Below are 16,275 nucleotides of genomic sequence, written 5' to 3'. Positions count from 1 at the left end.
GGGGAAAAAGACCGTTACAGCACGGAATTGGGAAGGATGCTGGGGAAGAAGAATTCGGCAATGGGCACGCCTACGAGCATGAGCACGGCGAAGTTGATGGCCAGGAAGCATGCGGCATAGGCGTAAGGCCGCAGTCCCGGAGCCCACACGGCGTTGGAGTAGAGCATGGCCGCGGGGTTGCTGCCGGAAGGCGTAAGGATGCCGATGTTCAGGGCGGCGATGCAGCACATGCACACGAGCGCCGGATTGATGTTTGCCGCCACGGCCACGCTGTAGGCTATGGGAATGTAGATGGCCGTGCTGCCGAGGTTGTTCAGGAACTGAGTCATCAGGCTGGCCATGGCCACCAGAAGCATGAGAATAACCACGGTGCTCTGGCCGGAGGTCAGCGGCGTGACCAGATCCACGAACCACTGGCAGATGCCGCTGGCGTCGTTGGACATGACGCCGGCAATGCCGATGGCGGAGAAGTTCACGAGCAGGGCGTCGTAGCGCACGCTGGAGGCGATGGTCTTACGCATGGATTCGTTCTGCACGAAATCGAAGGCGAAGAAGATGGCGCACATGAGGGCGGCGCAACCGGTGTTGCCGAGCTTCTTGAAGAACTTGGTAAGTTCCCAGTGCGAGGGTAGCAGGGAGGGGACCATCATCATGACGATGAACAGGAAGAACCAGAGAAGCACGATCTTCTGATAGGTGGTGAGGCGCAGCTCTTCGGGATTGAAGTACACCTTGGCGTTATAGATCTTGCTCACGTCCGGCCTGAGCACGAAGCGCATGAAGGCCAGCGTAAGCACGACGATCATGGAGTCCACGATGAGGGACCAGGCAAAATACTGGGGGAAGTCGATGACGTCGCCGCCGCTGAGCTGGGAATACGCGCCGAGGGCCACAACGGGAACCGACTTGAAGGGGAAGATGGAGGCGGTGACGCTGCCGAAGAACGGAATGGCCACCATGACCATGGTTGCCCAGTGTTCGCCGGGCTTGATGCCGTACACTTCGCAGATGCTGTAGAAAATGGCCCACACGACCAGCACGCCCGGGGACACGCCGATGAAGAGGGTGAGAGTCATGATGGCGGCGAGAATGCAGAAGGTCATGACCCAGGGCCGTCCGCGGCCGATGGGAAGACTGCAGATGTGAAGGGCTATCCAGCGGGAGACGCCCGCCTTGTCGATGACGCCCGTAATGATGAACACGAAGAACACGAGCAGGGCGCTGCTGTTGCCGAAGCACATCTTGAGCACGTTGTTCACGCTGGAGTAGCCCGAGAGACCCACGGCGAGAATGCCCAGAACGCTGGGCCAGGCAAGGTCGAGCGTCAGCCAGCCGAAGGCCATGCCCACGTAGATGCATATGATCCTTGCTCCGAGATCGGTCATGGCTCCGGTGCCGGACACCAGCTCGGGAGCGCCGAACATGCAGAACAGAACGATGGCAAAACACAACCATTTGGTAGGCGTCAGATTGGATAGGCGGAGGGTGGACATAAAGGCACTCCTTGCAGAGGGGAAGGCGGTGTGCGGGGGGAGCTTTTCGGACGGGATGCCGTAAGCGGCGGGCGCTTGCGGCATCCCGTTGATGTCAGACGGTTGCGCCGGCGTCCCAGCCGGTGCGGACGGCATTGACGATGTCGGAGGCGCGTACGCAGTCGCCTATGTTGATGACGTCAAAGGCCGTGTCGCGGAAGGAATCACGCAGGTCGGTCAGAGAGCGGGTGCCCGTGCAGATGATGAAGCTGTCGGCTTCAATGGTCTGCGGGCCTTCGGCCGTGCGCACGTTGAGGTGGTCAGGTTCGATGCACTCTACCGTGGCGTCCACCAGAGAGGCGACGTTGTTCTTCTTCATGAATTCCATGATGTGCATGCGTTCGCTGATCTGCGCCGTAGCGGCGAGATAGTGTCCGAGTTCCACCACGGTGACGTCGTGCCCCTGGCCTGCGAGGTCAATGGAAAGTTCGCAGCCCACAAGACCGCCGCCCACGATGGCCACGCGCTTGCCGAGCAGCTCGTAGTGTCCGAACACGTCCCAGGACATGAACACGTTTTTGCCGTCGATGCCGGGAATGGGAGGAACCACCTGTTCCGCGCCCACGGCGATGATGGCCACGTCGGGGTCGATTTCGGAAATCAGTTTCGGGGTGGCTTCGACGTTCATCAGAACATGGACGCCGGACTTGTGAACCTGACGTATGAGGTATTCGCGGAAGGCCTTCATTTCCTGCTTGAACCACATGCCGTCGGAGAACAGCGCCTGACCGCCGAGCTTGTCGCTCTTTTCGTAGAGCGTGACGTCGTGGCCGCGTTCGGCCGCGGTGAAGGCTGCCTGCATGCCGGCAATGCCGCCGCCGACAACGACGACCTTGCGCTTTCTGGAAGGCGCGGGAATGAGGTGCTTCTTGGTGATGCCCTGATACCAGAGCGGATTGACGGCGCATTGTCTGTCGTAGGTGGAGTCCTTGCGGATGTTCACTTCCGTGGTGAGGGAGCCGCGCTTGGAGCCGTCGAGGCAGAAGTCGCAGCGCAGGCAGGGGCGGATGTCCTCAAGGCGTCCTTCACGGATTTTGTTGACGAAGTCGCTGTCGGTAAGGGCCTGCCGCGCCGTGAGCACGTAGTCGGCCTTGCCTTCTTCGAGCAGCTTTTCGGCGAGATCGGGATCGTGAATGCTGCCCACCACGCCCACGGGAATCTTGACGCCGGCCTTCTTGGCAAGTTCGCTGGCTCTGGCGTTGTGCGCTCTTTCAAGGAAGTGCGTGGGATGCATCTTCGGACGGCTGGAGGCGTCGAGGCGGGTGCCGCAGGTCATGTGCAGCATATCCGCTTCTTCGGAAAGGATGAGGGCCTGTTCTGCGGCGTCCTCCGGGGTGATGCCGCCTTCCATCATGTCGGAGCCGTTCATGCGCACTTCGATGACCAGATCGTTGCCCACTTCCTGACGGATGCGCTTCATGATCATGAGCGGATACCGGCAGCGGTTCTCCACGCTTCCGCCGAATTCGTCGGTGCGGTGGTTGGTGAGAGGCGAGAGGAAGTTGTTCATGAGCCAGCCGTGACCGTAGTGCAGCGTGATGGCGTCGAAGCCGGCTCTTTTGACCATGAACGCGGCGTGCGCGTACATCTGCGCCACGTCTTCCATGTCCTTGTCGTCCATTTCCTTGACCTGACGGCCGTTGTACACGAAGGCGCTTGCGCTCATGATGGTGCGGCCGGGGCCGGGGGTCATGCAGCAGCCGGCGTGATAGATTTCACAGGAGCTGCGCGCGCCGTAGGCATGCACCACGCGCTGAAGCTTATGCATGTTCATGAAGGCGTGGTACTGCTCGTCGATGGAATAGGTGCGGGGATGACCGCCGTCCTTGGGCACTTCGATGGGCAGGCATATCTGCGCAAAGCCGCCGCGGGCAAAACTGCTGTAGTATTCTTCGCCTATGATGTTGATGAGGCCGTTGGCGTCCGTGCCGAGCGCCATGCCCATGGGAGCCTGGAAAATTCTGTTCTTGTATTCGACCTTGTTCTTGCCGACGATGAGGGGGGTGAAAAGAAGAGGATATTTTTCCTTGTACAGAGGTTTCATGGGCTCCTCCTGAAAAGTTTTAATGATCGGGGACTTGTTAATGGATATAGGAGAATTGTGATTTTTTGCATAATCGATTTTTTTTGGAGGCGTTCAAAAAAAAACAGGAGGCGGAATCGGCGGAACGGTATTTGTGCTGAAAAGAACGCAAGGCCTCCGTCATTTTTTTGACGCAGCACAGGGAAATCCCCGGAGCAAGACCCGCGTTGACAGAAAAATATTTTGCAATCATAGTTAATACAAGGAATGCTTGAAATATCTTCCGAGGTGCGGTGCGGCTTATGAAGATAGACCATCTCATATATTTTTATGAAACGTCGCGCAGAAAGTCGTTGAACGAATCGTCAAAGTATCTTCATCTTTCGCAGCAGTCGCTGAGTGCGTCCATTCGTTCACTTGAAGAGGAATTGGGCGTGCAGCTTTTTCGCAGGACCAACAACGGCATACTGATTACCGACGTCGGGAAAAAGGCGCTCGAGCATATCGAAGTCATTATAAAGGAATACGGAAACCTGCTTGCCCTGAAAAATTCCGGTGAAGAGACGTGCGATCCCGTGATTATTCTGGCGCAGAGGAGTCTGAGCAAGATATTTCTGTCGCCCGAGCTCATCGAGTATGTCAAAACATCGAAGCTCATCATTCATTCAGGAGCCGTGGAGGACAGACTGCTTCATGGAGAAGGCGACGGAAACGACAGCCGTCTGTGCCTGCGTTTTTATCCGAAGGAGATGCTTTCGCTCATTGTGCGCAAGGCGGAAGAAAAAGGAAAAAGAATCCTTTCTCTTGCGTCGGGAAGCATTTCTCTGTTCGTCAATTCCAGGCTTCCGCTGGCGAAAAAGAAGCATGTGCTTCTGAGCGATCTGGACGGGCTTTCATTTGCCACGTCAGGCAGAGCGCTCAGAAGAATTTACGACTACAATAACATATTCATGCAGAAGGCTTCCATAAAGAAAAGCGTGGTCTTTCCCGACAGACAGACGCTTTTCGACGCCATTGCCAAATCGCAGAACATCTACACGGTGTCCCTGCGGCTCGATGCCTTCGACAATCTGCTCATCAGGCAGAAAGTCATAACCGCGCGGGAAATAGACGACGTATCCATTCCGCTGGTGTTCTGTCTGGTCATTCCCTCGAACAGAAAGCTGAACGCCCTGGAAGAGGAGATTGTGGCGCTGGTGAAAAAGCAGTTTGCTCAGATGGAGAGCTCATCCATTCTTTAGATTTTCCAGGCAAAGCGCGTGAAAGAACCGCGGAAAGCGCAGCGGCGGGGCAGGTCGTCGGAGTGCATTTCGCGGTTTGGTGTTTTTTGGGGGGAAGAGATTCGCAGGGCCTTACGCGCGGGGCGGTGAAGAACTTGCGCGGGATCGGCGTGACCGGGCTGTGCGCCCGGAGCCTCAGAAGAGCGGGCTTGCGAAGGCATGTATTTCAATACTGATTCCAGCAGGTTCGGCCGACTCAGGAAAGCGGGGCACGTGAAGGCGTGCAGCGGGCGACGTTCCTCCGTTGCTCTTTGCTGCTTTTACGCGACCAAGGGCACGAACGGGAGCGTCTTCATGGGCACCGGAGCTCATCGGATATGCCGGACTCCGGGCGTTCTGCGCCGTCTGCATTGATTGCCGAGGACAGGCGCGTTTCAGACATGACGTCATGTGAAAACAGGATCAATAAAAATCGCGATCGGACGCGCGGGGAAGGCAATCAAACGGGGAGCGAAGGCCGTTCGGGCAGTCCCTTGGAAAAGTTTTCTATGAGGTATTCCCAGAACAGCCTTTCCACCAGCGAGATTTCCGGCGTGCGGATGGCCACGATGGGGGCGCTGTGGTTGACTTCCTTCAGGGGAATGCTTCTGGCCACCATCATGCCCTTCCGCACGCGGTAGTCGTGCTGGAACATGGCGGCGGCCTGAATGAACACGGCCTCGTTGCGGATGACGAGATCGAGAATGTCGTCCCTGTTGGCCAGGCGGTACTCTCCGCCGAAATACGGCGCATAGCGCGAAGACACGTGATCCGAGCTGTGCGAGTAGTAGGCGATGCGCAGGCTTTTCAGGTCTTCGGGCGTCAGTTCGGCCTTGGCGGCCAGCGGATGCCCGGCGCCTATGAACATCTTTCGTTCGTCGGCATAGAGGGGGACGATTTCGCAGCCCATGCCGCGCGCCTGTTCGCGGATCTTGAGCCCCATGCAGACCAGCGTGACCGCAATGTTGGAGCGCCCGCTCCTGAGGTCGGCAATGATGTCCACATTGGGCACGTTGCGCACGAAGACGTTGATTTTCGGATGCAGCTTCTTGAAGGGCAGCACGATGCCGCTCGTCAGATGAAAGGAGAGCAGCGGCTGCGCGCACACGGCCAGCGAGCCGCCGGCCTCCACATCCTTGCCTCTGGCCTGAATGTTCTGCGCGAGTTCCAGAATGGCGCGCGCGTCGCGATAGGTGAGGCGGCCGAGCGGAGTGAGGCTCACGCCGCTGTTGCCGCGCTTGAGAAGAGGACTGCTCAGTTCGTTTTCCAGACTTCTCACCGCCGCCGAAACCGCAGGCTGGGAAATACCCAGGCGCTGCGCGGCCGCGCTGATGGCCCCGGCGTTGGCGGCGGCCACAAAATACTCCAGCTGTTCCAGTCGCATTTCTCCCCTCCCTTGTCTTGACGCGTGCCGTGTTCAGATCTGCCTTCAGGGCAGGCGCCACGCCGACTCCCGTTATTATCTTAGCCCTCCTTTTCCCCGTCAGGCAAGGTTCTTTCTCCCATAATTCAAACTGATATCCAGCCATTGATAATTAATATTTTTCTTTTCTCCAGTTTTCTTTATTAATCTTAATCAATAAGAGAGCGCTGTTCTTAGACGTGCATTTACGGCCTTTACAGCAGTTTAACTATCCTTTTGATTTGCTGCTGTTTTTTTACAACTACCCATGTGAATAAAATTTTTTTCGCATAAAACGACAGGGAGACGTCGTTTTGGCGGAATGTTAATGGGATGGAGGTAGGACATGAGTTTTGCACTGACAAAGAATGAACCGAAATTCTATGTCAATCTTGCGATTATGATTCTCATCATGGTGGGATTTCGGTTTATTACGCCTCCTGCGGGAATGACTGCAGACGGTCTTGCGGTTGTCGGCGTCTTTTTTGGAGTCCTTTACGGATGGCTCTTCATCGACATGATCTGGCCTTCCTTCATGGGTCTTGTCGTGCTCGGCATGACGCTGCCGCAACCCATGGATGCCGTGCTCGGAGGCGCGTTCGGCAACAACACCTATCTGCTTCTGCTCTTTTTCTGCATGGTGGCGAGCATCATCAACGCGGCCGGCATTGCCGAATATGTGGCCCGGCGCATCATCTGCGTTCCCGTGGTGGTCGGAAGGCCGTGGGTGCTCGTGTTCATGCTCTGCATCGCCATGTGCGCTCTGGCCACCATGCTGACCATGACCGCCGCCGTGCTCGTTGCGTTTCCGCTCATCAAGGAAGTGTGCAGGCAGTACGGCTACAAGCCCGGCGACTCCTTCCCCATGATTCTGCTGCTCGCCATGCTGTACGTCGCCGACATCGCGTACATGATGCTGCCCTTCAAGAGTCTCCCCGCCATCGTGTTCGGCATTTACGGCCAGATGAGCGGCGGTCAGGAAATCAATCTCGCCGCGTACGTGGGCGTCACCGGTCTGCTTCTGCTTATCTCCATCTTCTTCGTCATCTTCATCTGCAAGTACGTGCTCAAGGCGGACGTGACTCCCATTCTGGAAAACCGCGAATGCATGCACTTCGACGAACAGCTCTCTCCCTACCAGAAGACCATTCTTTGGTCGTTCCTCGGCCTCATCGTTCTGCTGCTTCTGCCCAACATTCTGCCCGGAAGCTGGGCGCTTTCCAAGTTCCTCAAGGCCATGGGCAACAACGGCATTCTGCTGGCCTACATCGGCATCTATCTCATGCTGAACTTCAAGGAAGGCATCGGCCTGAAGGAGATCATGCACAAGTCCGTGGCTTGGCCCGCCCTCTTCCTCGTCGCGGCCGTGCTCAGAATCACCGGCGCGTTTGAAGCCACCGGCGTGACCAAGTTCATCGCCGACACCTGCGAGCCCATGCTGGCCGGATTCAGCGGCAACCTGCTGGTGTTCATCGTCGTGTGCACCACCACCCTGTGCACCCAGCTCACCAACAACAACGCCTGCGCCGCCACCTTCGCTCCCATCGCCTACACCCTGGCCGTGGCCAACGGCAACGTCGATCCTCAGGCCCTGCTCTCCTGCGTCATTCTCTCCTGCACCCTCGGCATCGCCACTCCCGCCGCGGCCACCACGTCCGCCATTCTCTACGGCGACACGGAATGGGTCCATCAGAGAACCGTCATCAAGTACGCAAGCTTCTTCTGGATATTCAATATCCTGCTTCTCTCCTTCGTCGGTTATCCGCTGATGACCGTCGCCTTCTAAAGGCTCTCCCCCTGAAAAGGCGTTCCGGTGCTGCCGGAACGCCTTTGTGTTTTCCGGGCCATCGCTGCGTCATGAGGCGATGCGCCCGGATTTTTATTGTCGGAAGATGGGAACGAGCCCCGGGGCCGACGGCCTGGCCGTCGGGCGTTGCGGCGATTCGTCCGGACTTTTGGGGGGATGAAGGCCGAGGGGGTTGCCGTGTTTGGACGTGTGCTAGATCCTCCAGTGCGCGGAATCCGGCGGCGGACATTGTTCTGCGGATTGCCGTTCCGAACGCGCGTCGGTCGCGCAGACCCGGGATGCGTTGTGACGGGAGGAATGACGGTGACGTCGGCGGGCAAGGACGCGGGTGTTGCCGTCCTCGGCAGCATGGCGAGGAAAAGAGTTTGAGGCAGGCAGGGTGCGCGGATGTCTCGCCAGCGAAAGGGCAAGGCGGTCGCATGGCAGGATTTTCGGCTGCGGGGAGGGGCGACACAGCGGCGGATGGCGCTCCTGGAAGATGCGCGTTTCATGCAAAACGGGGAAGAAGTCCGCGCTTCTTCCCCGTCCGTTGTTCGACAGATGCCTCTCCGGCGTTCAGGCGCGCCGAAGCTTTGACTCTTCCGTCGCTCGTCAGAGATTGCAGGAAAAATTTTCGATGAGATAATCCCAGAACATCTGTTCGATGGGCGAAAGTTCCGGGGCGTGCAGGGCAAAGACGTCGGCTCTGCTGTCCACTTCGGTGAGGGGAATGCGCTTTTCCACAAGAAGCTTTTCCATGACGCGGTAGTCGTGGCGGAAAAGGTGGCAGGGCTGGATGAACACGGCCTCGTTCTTGATGACGAGATCGAGAATGTCTTCCTTGTTCGCAAGGCGGTAGGTCGTGCCGAAGAAGGGCACGTAGAATCGGGAAATCTGATCCCGCACGTCGGAGTAGTAGGCGAGGTTCAGGCTCTTGAGGTCTTCGCGGGAGAGCTCGTCCTTGGCGGCCAGAGGATGTCTGGAGCCGATGAACAGCCGCCTCTCGTCGGTAAACAGATGCTGCTCGTCCCAGTTCATGTCGCGTATCTGTTCGATGAGGCGGGCGTTGCCGGAAAGCGTGGTGAGCGCGATGTCGGCGCTGGTGCTCGTGAGCTTGCCTATGATGTCGTAGTGCTGGGCGCTGTGGACGAAAATGGTGATCTTGGGATAGCGCTTCTGGAACGGAACGATGATGTTGGGCGTGATGTAGCAGCTGATGATGGGCGTGCAGGCGAGGTGTATTTCGCCTTCCGGCTCCTGATCGTGGTATTGCGTGTACCATCCGTTGATGACGTTGAGAATGCCGACGGCGTCGTCGTGAATTTTTTCTCCTTCGGAGGTAAGAAAAATGCCTCTGTTGGTGCGCTTGAACAGGGCGACGCCGAGTTCCGTTTCCAGGCTTTTGACGGAAGCGGAAAGGGCCGGTTGAGAGATGTGCAGCGTTTCCGCCGCCTTGCTGATGGATTGCAGGCGGGTGATTTCAATAAGATGACTCAGTTGCTCCAGACGCATGGCGCTCTCCTTTTCCGGGCTCGGGACCGTGCGGCTCCGGTGCGGCAAAAATGCCCGGGCATGATACATTGCCGGAGTGTTTTCTGCAACCTGCGCAGAGAGTTAAGACGTGCGGGGGCGGAAGAAGGGGGCTCTTCTTCCGCCCCCGCAGCCGGGGAAGGGGATTGTCGTTTTTTTACAGGGTGAGGCCCGCGTCGAAGCCGGTATGCACGGCGTGCACGATGCTGGAAGCCTTGACGCAGTCGCCCACGCAGATCACGTCGAAGGCCACGTCCTTGAACTGATCGCGTTCCTTGACGAGCGGCTTGGTGCCCACGGAGATGATGACGGTGTCGGCTTCAATGAACTGTCTGCCGTCGGCGTTTTCCACCCACACGCCCTTGTCGGTGATTTCCTGGCAGGTGGTGTTCACCATGGTTTTGACGTGGTTCTTTTCCAGGTGAATCATGTAGGCGGTGCGTTCGGTGAGTTCCGTCTTGGAGGCGAGGTGTTCGGCCATTTCCACGATGGTGCATTCATGGCCGAGACCGTTCAGATGGATGCCGAGCTCCACGCCGATGGCGCCGCCGCCGATGATGGCCACCTTCTTGCCCACCTTGTCTTCATGACCGAACACGTCGAAGGACATGACGGCCTTTTCCACGCCGGGAATGCGGGGCACGACCTGTTCCGCGCCCACGGCCACGATGACGGCGTCGAAATCGTTTTCTTCAATGATTTCGCGGGTGGCTTCGGTGTTGTACACCACGGTGATGGCCGGACGCTTCTTGACCTGGCGTTCCAGATATTCGTGGAACAGCTTCATTTCCTTCTTGAACCACATGGGATCGGAGAGCAGGGCCTGTCCGCCGAGGCGGTCGGTCTTTTCGTAGAGCACCACGGAGTGACCGCGGTCGGCGCAGCTCAGGGCCGCGTTCATGCCGGCCACGCCGCCGCCGATGACGGCCACCTTCTTATGACGGTCGGACGGCGGAATGCGCAGCTTCTGAGCGCTCTGGAACTGCAGGGGATTGACCATGCAGGTGCGGTCGTAGCTGGGATAGGTGAGCAGATGCAGATCCTTGGAAATGGCCACGCGGCGACCGTGGTCGAGGCAGTAGTCGCAGCGCAGGCAGGGACGGATGTCGTCTTCTCTTCCTTCCTTGGCCTTCTTGATGATTTCGGGATCGGCCATGGCGGAGCGGCCCATGAGCACGTAGTCGGCCTGACCCTTGGCGAGCACTTCTTCGGCGATTTCGGGGCTGTAGATGCCGCCCACCACGCCGACGGGAATGGACACGCCGGACTTCTTCACGATTTCGCTGGCCCAGGCGTTGTGGGCCACGGGATCGAAGCCGGTAGGATGCATCTTGGGACGGGTGAGGGCGTCGATGCGGTGGCCGCAGGTGATGTGGACCATGTCCACGTAGTCCTGGAAGATTTTGACCTGTTCGGCGGTTTCTTCGGGCATGATGCCGCCTTCCACGCCGTCGGTGCCGTTGAGGCGCAGTTCGATGAGCAGGCTGTTGCCCACCACGCGGCGGATTTCCTTGAGGATCATCACGGGGAAGCGGCAGCGGTTTTCAATGGAGCCGCCGAATTCGTCGGTGCGGTGGTTGGTGAGCGGGGAGAGGAAGTAGTTGATGAGCCAGCCGTGCGCGAAGTGCAGCATGAGGCCGTCGAAGTTGGCTATCTGAGCCCAGTGGGCGTATTCGCCGAACAGGGCGGCGATTTCTTCCATTTCCGCCACCGTGGCGGCCTTGGCGCCGAGATGGGGTTCGTCGTCGGCGGCGATTTTCTTGAAGCCCGCGCGCATGTAGGGGCCGCCGTGGATGAATTCCGCAAAGCTTCTGCCGTTGTAGGCGTGGACGGCGCGCTGGAAGCGCTGGAAGTTCATCTGGTTGCAGGTCTTGGGATTCAGATTGAAGCAGTGTTCATGGCTGCCGTCGATGGGCACTTCCATGGGCAGGGCCACGGAGGAGAAGCCGCCGCGGATGAAGCGCATCCAGAAGTCGATGCCGAAGGTGTTGATGCGGCCGTCGCTGTCTTCGCCGCCGCCCGTGGCGCCGGTGCCGATGGGTGCCACGCGCACCCTGTTGTTGAACATGACCTTGTTCTTGCCCACGTACATGGGTTCAAAAAGATGAGGATATTTTTCTTTGTATATCGGTTTCATGGCGAACTCCCGAGGTTGTGGGGCGCCCGCTTTTTGCGGGCGCCCCGTGCGGACTACGCAAGATTGCGGTATTTACAGGGTAAGACCGGCGTCGAAGCCGGTATGCACGGCATGCACGATGCTGGAAGCTTCCACGCAGTCGCCCACGCAGATCACGTCGAAGGCCACGTCCTTGAACTTTTCGCGTTCCTTGACGAGCGGTTTGGTGCCCACGGCGATGATCACGGTGTCGGCTTCGATGAACTGTCTGCCGTCGGCGTTTTCCACCCACACGCCCTTGTCGGTGATTTCCTGGCAGGTGGTGTTCACCATGCTGTTCACGTGGTTCTTTTCCAGATTGATGAGGTAGGCGGTGCGTTCGGTGAGCTGTGCCTTGGAGGCAAGATATTCGGCCATTTCCACGATGGTGCATTCGTGGCCGAGGCCGCTCAGATGAATGCCGAGCTCCACGCCGATGGCGCCGCCGCCGATGATGGCCACCTTCTTGCCCACCTTGTCTTCATGACCGAACACGTCGAATGACATGACGGCCTTTTCCACGCCGGGAATGCGGGGCACGACCTGTTCCGCGCCCACGGCCACGATGACGGCGTCGAAGTCGTTTTCTTCAATGATTTCGCGGGTGGCTTCGGTGTTGTACACCACGGTGATGGCCGGGCGCTTCTTGATCTGTCGTACCAGATATTCGTGGAACAGCTTCATTTCCTTCTTGAACCACATGGGATCGGAAAGCAGGGCCTGTCCGCCGAGGCGGTCGGTCTTTTCGTAGAGCACCACGGTGTGGCCTCTCATGGCGCAGCTCAGGGCCGCTTCCATGCCGGCCACGCCGCCGCCGATGACGGCCACCTTCTTCTGACGGTCCGCCGGGGGAATGCGCAGCTTCTGGGCGCTCTGGAACTGCATGGGATTGGTCATGCACTGACGGTCGTAGCTGGGATAGGTGAGCAGGTGCAGATCCTTGGAAATGGCCACGCGGCGGCCGTGATCCATGCAGTAGTTGCAGCGCAGGCAGGGACGGATGTCGTCTTCTCTGCCTTCCTTGGCCTTTTTGACGAGTTCGGGGTCGGCCATGGCGGAGCGGGCCATGAGCACGTAGTCGGCCTGACCTTTGGCGAGCACTTCCTCGGCCACGGCGGGATCATACACGCCGCCCACGAGACCGATGGGAATGGACACGCCGGACTTCTTCACGATTTCGCTGGCCCAGGCGTTGTGGGCCATGGGATCGAAGCCGGTGGGGTGCATCTTGGGACGCGTGAAGGCGTCGATGCGGTGGCCGCAGGTGATGTGAACCATGTCCACGTAGTCCTGGAAGATTTTGACCTGCTCGGCGCATTCTTCGGGGGTGATGCCGCCTTCCACGCCGTCGGTGCCGTTGAGGCGCAGTTCGATGAGCAGGCTGTCGCCCACCACGCGGCGGATTTCCTTGATGACCATGAGCGGGAAGCGGCAGCGGTTTTCAATGGAGCCGCCGAACTCGTCGGTGCGGTGGTTGGTGAGCGGGGAGAGGAAGTAGTTGAACAGCCAGCCGTGACCGTAGTGCAGCAGCAGACCGTCGAAATTGGCTATCTGAGCCCAGTGGGCGTATTCGCCGAAGAGGGCGGCCACTTCTTCCATGTCGGCCACCGTGGCGGCCTGGGAGCCGAGATGGGGTTCGTCGTCGGCGGAAATTTTCTTGAAGCCCGCGCGCATGTAGGGGCCGCCGTGCAGGAATTCCGCAAAGGTCTTGCCGTTGAAGGCGTGAACGGCGCGCTGCAGGCGCTGGAAGTTCATCTGGTTGCAGGTCTTGGGATTCAGGTTGAACATGTGTTCGTGGCTGCCGTCGATGGGCACTTCCATGGGCAGGGTCACGCGGGAGAATCCGCCCTGAATGTAGCGCATCCAGTAATCGATGCCGAAGGTGTTGATGCGGCCGTCGCTGTCTTCGCCGCCGCCCGTGGCGCCGGAGCCGATGGGCGCGACGTTGAAGCGGTTGTTGAAGCGCACTTTGTTCTTGCCGACATAGAGCGGTTCAAACAGATGGGGATATTTTTCTTTGTAGATGGGCTTCATACGCTCTCCTTTGGCGATACGTGATTTTTGCGCGCTGGACGGCGGGGAAATCCGCTTGCTACGGGCCGTCAACTTTTCTGAACGTCTATTCCAGAAAATAGGAGAGCAGGAAAAAAAAGAAAAATATTAATTTTCAATGGCTGGTTATCAGCAGGTTTTATGCTGAGGACGCGAAGCGAAGGCGCGGAACGGACGGAGCGGCGCGGGAAAGAGCGCGGGCGCGAATCGGTATCCGGGCGGCTTTGCTGCAAAAAGAGGAGCGCGAAACGAAAGGGCGGGCAGGGAGCGGGCGCCTGCGCGCGGAAGAGGGCGGCTTTGATGCAGGGCCGGTGCTGGAGGCTCCGGGTGAGCGCCTGCGCGTGGAAAAGTGGGGTGGGAGAGCTTGCCGTGCGTTTCGGGGAAGCGCGGGAAAGAGCACGTGAGGCGGTGCAGGCCGTCGGGGCGCATTTCGCGGCTTTGCGTTTTTTTTGGGGGGGAGGGGAGAAAGGGCGCGCCGGACGGGCCGCGTCCTTTCGTTTGCGTCAGGGGGGCGACGCCTGAATCTGAACCAGAGAAAAAAAACAGGCAGACCGCGAAACACGGTCTGCCGTGGAGGAAGGCTGCGCCTTCGGAATTGGCTGCCCGGAGGAGCGGCCGGAGAATCAGATTTTGTTGGAGCTGCCGAGCACGTTGCGGATCTTGCGCTGCACCATGTTCTTGACGGCTTCGCGGGCGGGCTTGAGGTAGGCGCGCGGATCGAAGGCTTCGGGATGTTCGGCCATGTACTTGCGGATGTTGGCGGTCATGGCGAGGCGGATGTCGGAGTCGATGTTGATCTTGCACACGCCGGACTTGGCGGCCTTGCGCAGCATCTCTTCGGGCACGCCCTTGGCGTCGCCGAGCTTGCCGCCGTACTGGTTGGCCATTTCCACGAATTCCTGCGGCACGCTGGAAGCGCCGTGCAGCACCAGCGGATAGCCGGGCATCATGGAAGAAATCTTGTCGAGGCGTTCGAAGTCGAGCTTGGCTTCGCCCTTGAACTTGTACGCGCCGTGACTCGTGCCGATGGCGATGGCCAGAGAGTCGCAGCCGGAGCGCTGGACGAATTCCACGGCCTGATCGGGATCGGTGTAGATGCTCTTTTCGGCGGAAACGTGTTCTTCCACGCCGGCGAGCTGACCGAGTTCGGCTTCCACCCACACGCCGCGGTCGTGGGCGTAGTCCACCACCTGCTTCGTGACGGCGATGTTTTCCTCGAAGGGCAGGTGCGAGCCGTCGATCATGACGGAGCTGAAGCCGCCGTCGATGCAGGCCTTGCACAGTTCAAAGTCGGGGCCGTGATCGAGATGCACCACCACCGGGAGATCGGATTCGGCAAGGGCGGCTTCCACCAGTTTCATGATGTACACCTGACCGGCATACTTGCGGGCGCCGGCGGAAACCTGAAGGATCAGCGGCGAGCGCTCTTCCGCGCCGGCCTGCATGATGCCCTGAATGATTTCCATGTTGTTGACGTTGAAAGCGCCGATGGCATACCCTTCCTTGTAGGCGCGGGCAAACATCTCTTTGGGAGTGGTGATAGGCATGGCTTCCCTCCGGGGAGCGTCAGTATCTTGGAGAGGCATGAACAATAAAGGAATCCTCTCCTCTTTCTTTGTTTCTTTTGTATCCGCAGTGAGGATTTTTCGCAAGGGATAACGCCGAAAAGAACGTCTCTCTCTCCTGCTTTTACGGACGCACGGACTCCCACAGACTGTTTTCGTTGAGCTTTTTTGCGGCGGCTTCGTCGTTGAGATCGATGTTCAGGGGAGAGAGCGTGGCCCAGCCCTGGTGCAGCCAGCTTTTGTCGGTGCCTTCGTCTTCAAGAAGGAAGTGCTGGAAGGGATCCTTCATCCAGAAATATTCCCTGCCTGCGGGCGAGAAGCGGCGTTCGTAGGAATCGAGGCAGGCCCAGTCGGTGCTGTGTCTGCACACCTTGAGTCCGCGGATCTCTTCCGCCGGGCAGTCGGGCAGGTTGAGATTGTATACGCGGTGACGGGGCAGATGTTCCCAGTCGAGGGCCGCGGCGAGGCGCACGGCGAGATCGGCATGCGCTTCGGTGGCTCCGTCGTGCGAGCAGTGGGAAACCGCCAGCGAGGGCAGTCCGTACATGGCCGCCTGAATGGCCGCGCCCACCGTGCCGGAGAAAAAGACGTCCTGTCCGGCGTTGGGCCCGAAGTTGATGCCGGAAATTACGATGTCGGGCCGAAAATCGGGCATGAGGCCGCGCAGCGCGAGAATGACGCAGTCGGCCGGGGTGCCGGAAACGGCCGTGCCTTCAAAGCGTTCGCCGCCTTCGAGGGTGAGGCGGACCCGCTTCGTAAGAATGGGATCATGCACCGTGAGGCAGCAGCCCGCGCCGGAATGCTGTTCGGCGGGGGCCACGGCCCTCACGTCGTGGCCTGCGCGGCGCAGGGCGGAGTAGAGAAGGTGCAGGTTGCGGCTGTAGATGCCGTCGTCGTTGCTGATGAGTACGCGCATGGGGAACATCTCCGCGGCGCGGCCGAAACCTTTGACAAGCCTTGCCGCGCCATAT

10 protein-coding genes are annotated in these 16,275 nt (G+C 59.1%); 2 read left to right on the top strand and 8 right to left on the bottom strand.

Features of this window, described 5'->3' with window-relative positions; genetic code table 11:
- Positions 1-14: 14 nt before the first annotated feature.
- The gene (locus ABGT79_RS06395; protein WP_346665499.1) at positions 15-1,493 is read right to left on the bottom strand and encodes an SLC13 family permease; all 1,479 of its coding nucleotides are present in this window, start codon (positions 1,491-1,493) and stop codon (positions 15-17) included.
- Positions 1,494-1,587: 94 nt separating this feature from the next.
- A complete protein-coding gene (locus tag ABGT79_RS06390; protein ID WP_346665498.1) occupies positions 1,588-3,576 on the bottom strand; it encodes an NAD(P)/FAD-dependent oxidoreductase in 1,989 nt (662 codons plus the stop codon).
- 281 nt (positions 3,577-3,857) lie between these two features.
- On the opposite strand from ABGT79_RS06390, the gene ABGT79_RS06385 reads away from it, so the two are divergent.
- Positions 3,858-4,796 carry a LysR family transcriptional regulator gene (locus ABGT79_RS06385; protein ID WP_346665497.1) on the top strand — a complete coding sequence of 313 codons (939 nt, stop codon included), beginning with the start codon at positions 3,858-3,860 and terminating at the stop codon, positions 4,794-4,796.
- A gap of 478 nt (positions 4,797-5,274) precedes the next feature.
- Here the strand turns inward: ABGT79_RS06385 and ABGT79_RS06380 are convergent, their stop codons facing one another.
- On the bottom strand, positions 5,275-6,198 hold the full coding sequence (locus ABGT79_RS06380) for a LysR family transcriptional regulator (protein ID WP_346665496.1): 924 nt from the start codon (positions 6,196-6,198) through the stop codon (positions 5,275-5,277).
- Between the two features lie 364 nt (positions 6,199-6,562).
- Here ABGT79_RS06380 and ABGT79_RS06375 point away from each other — a divergent pair, with 364 nt between their 5' ends.
- Positions 6,563-8,002: an SLC13 family permease gene (locus ABGT79_RS06375; RefSeq protein ID WP_346665495.1), complete on the top strand. Its 1,440-nt coding sequence runs from the start codon at positions 6,563-6,565 to the stop codon at positions 8,000-8,002.
- Positions 8,003-8,614: 612 nt separating this feature from the next.
- Here ABGT79_RS06375 and ABGT79_RS06370 read toward each other — a convergent pair.
- The 5 genes from ABGT79_RS06370 to surE form a co-directional block, all read right to left on the bottom strand.
- Positions 8,615-9,514 (bottom strand): LysR family transcriptional regulator, encoded by a 900-nt coding sequence (locus ABGT79_RS06370; protein WP_346665494.1) that lies wholly within the window; start codon positions 9,512-9,514, stop codon positions 8,615-8,617.
- 175 nt (positions 9,515-9,689) lie between these two features.
- Positions 9,690-11,669, bottom strand: a complete 1,980-nt coding sequence (locus ABGT79_RS06365) for an NAD(P)/FAD-dependent oxidoreductase (protein WP_346665493.1) — start codon at positions 11,667-11,669, stop codon at positions 9,690-9,692.
- A 72-nt stretch (positions 11,670-11,741) separates the two neighbouring features.
- On the bottom strand, positions 11,742-13,721 hold the full coding sequence (locus ABGT79_RS06360; RefSeq protein ID WP_294484212.1) for an FAD-dependent oxidoreductase: 1,980 nt from the start codon (positions 13,719-13,721) through the stop codon (positions 11,742-11,744).
- A gap of 641 nt (positions 13,722-14,362) precedes the next feature.
- Positions 14,363-15,286 (bottom strand): class II fructose-1,6-bisphosphate aldolase, encoded by a 924-nt coding sequence (fba, locus tag ABGT79_RS06355; protein WP_346665492.1) that lies wholly within the window; start codon positions 15,284-15,286, stop codon positions 14,363-14,365.
- 142 nt (positions 15,287-15,428) lie between these two features.
- Positions 15,429-16,220, bottom strand: a complete 792-nt coding sequence (gene surE, locus ABGT79_RS06350; protein ID WP_346665491.1) for a 5'/3'-nucleotidase SurE — start codon at positions 16,218-16,220, stop codon at positions 15,429-15,431.
- Positions 16,221-16,275: the final 55 nt, after the last annotated feature.

This window comes from uncultured Mailhella sp. (assembly GCF_963931295.1).
GTDB lineage: Bacteria > Desulfobacterota > Desulfovibrionia > Desulfovibrionales > Desulfovibrionaceae > Mailhella.
The sequence above is the reverse complement of the archived record's forward strand: the minus strand, read 5'-3'. Positions and strand labels throughout refer to the sequence as shown.

Excerpts from the sequence above, each read along its gene's own strand:
- ABGT79_RS06365 (WP_346665493.1), bottom strand. The coding sequence starts at position 11,669 with ATGAAACCGATATACAAAGAAAAATATCCTCATCTTTTTGAACCCATG.
- fba (WP_346665492.1), bottom strand. The coding sequence starts at position 15,286 with ATGCCTATCACCACTCCCAAAGAGATGTTTGCCCGCGCCTACAAGGAA.
- ABGT79_RS06370 (WP_346665494.1), bottom strand. The coding sequence starts at position 9,514 with ATGCGTCTGGAGCAACTGAGTCATCTTATTGAAATCACCCGCCTGCAA.
- ABGT79_RS06375 (WP_346665495.1), top strand. The coding sequence starts at position 6,563 with ATGAGTTTTGCACTGACAAAGAATGAACCGAAATTCTATGTCAATCTT.
- ABGT79_RS06360 (WP_294484212.1), bottom strand. The coding sequence starts at position 13,721 with ATGAAGCCCATCTACAAAGAAAAATATCCCCATCTGTTTGAACCGCTC.
- surE (WP_346665491.1), bottom strand. The coding sequence starts at position 16,220 with ATGCGCGTACTCATCAGCAACGACGACGGCATCTACAGCCGCAACCTG.
- ABGT79_RS06380 (WP_346665496.1), bottom strand. The coding sequence starts at position 6,198 with ATGCGACTGGAACAGCTGGAGTATTTTGTGGCCGCCGCCAACGCCGGG.
- ABGT79_RS06385 (WP_346665497.1), top strand. The coding sequence starts at position 3,858 with ATGAAGATAGACCATCTCATATATTTTTATGAAACGTCGCGCAGAAAG.
- ABGT79_RS06395 (WP_346665499.1), bottom strand. The coding sequence starts at position 1,493 with ATGTCCACCCTCCGCCTATCCAATCTGACGCCTACCAAATGGTTGTGT.
- ABGT79_RS06390 (WP_346665498.1), bottom strand. The coding sequence starts at position 3,576 with ATGAAACCTCTGTACAAGGAAAAATATCCTCTTCTTTTCACCCCCCTC.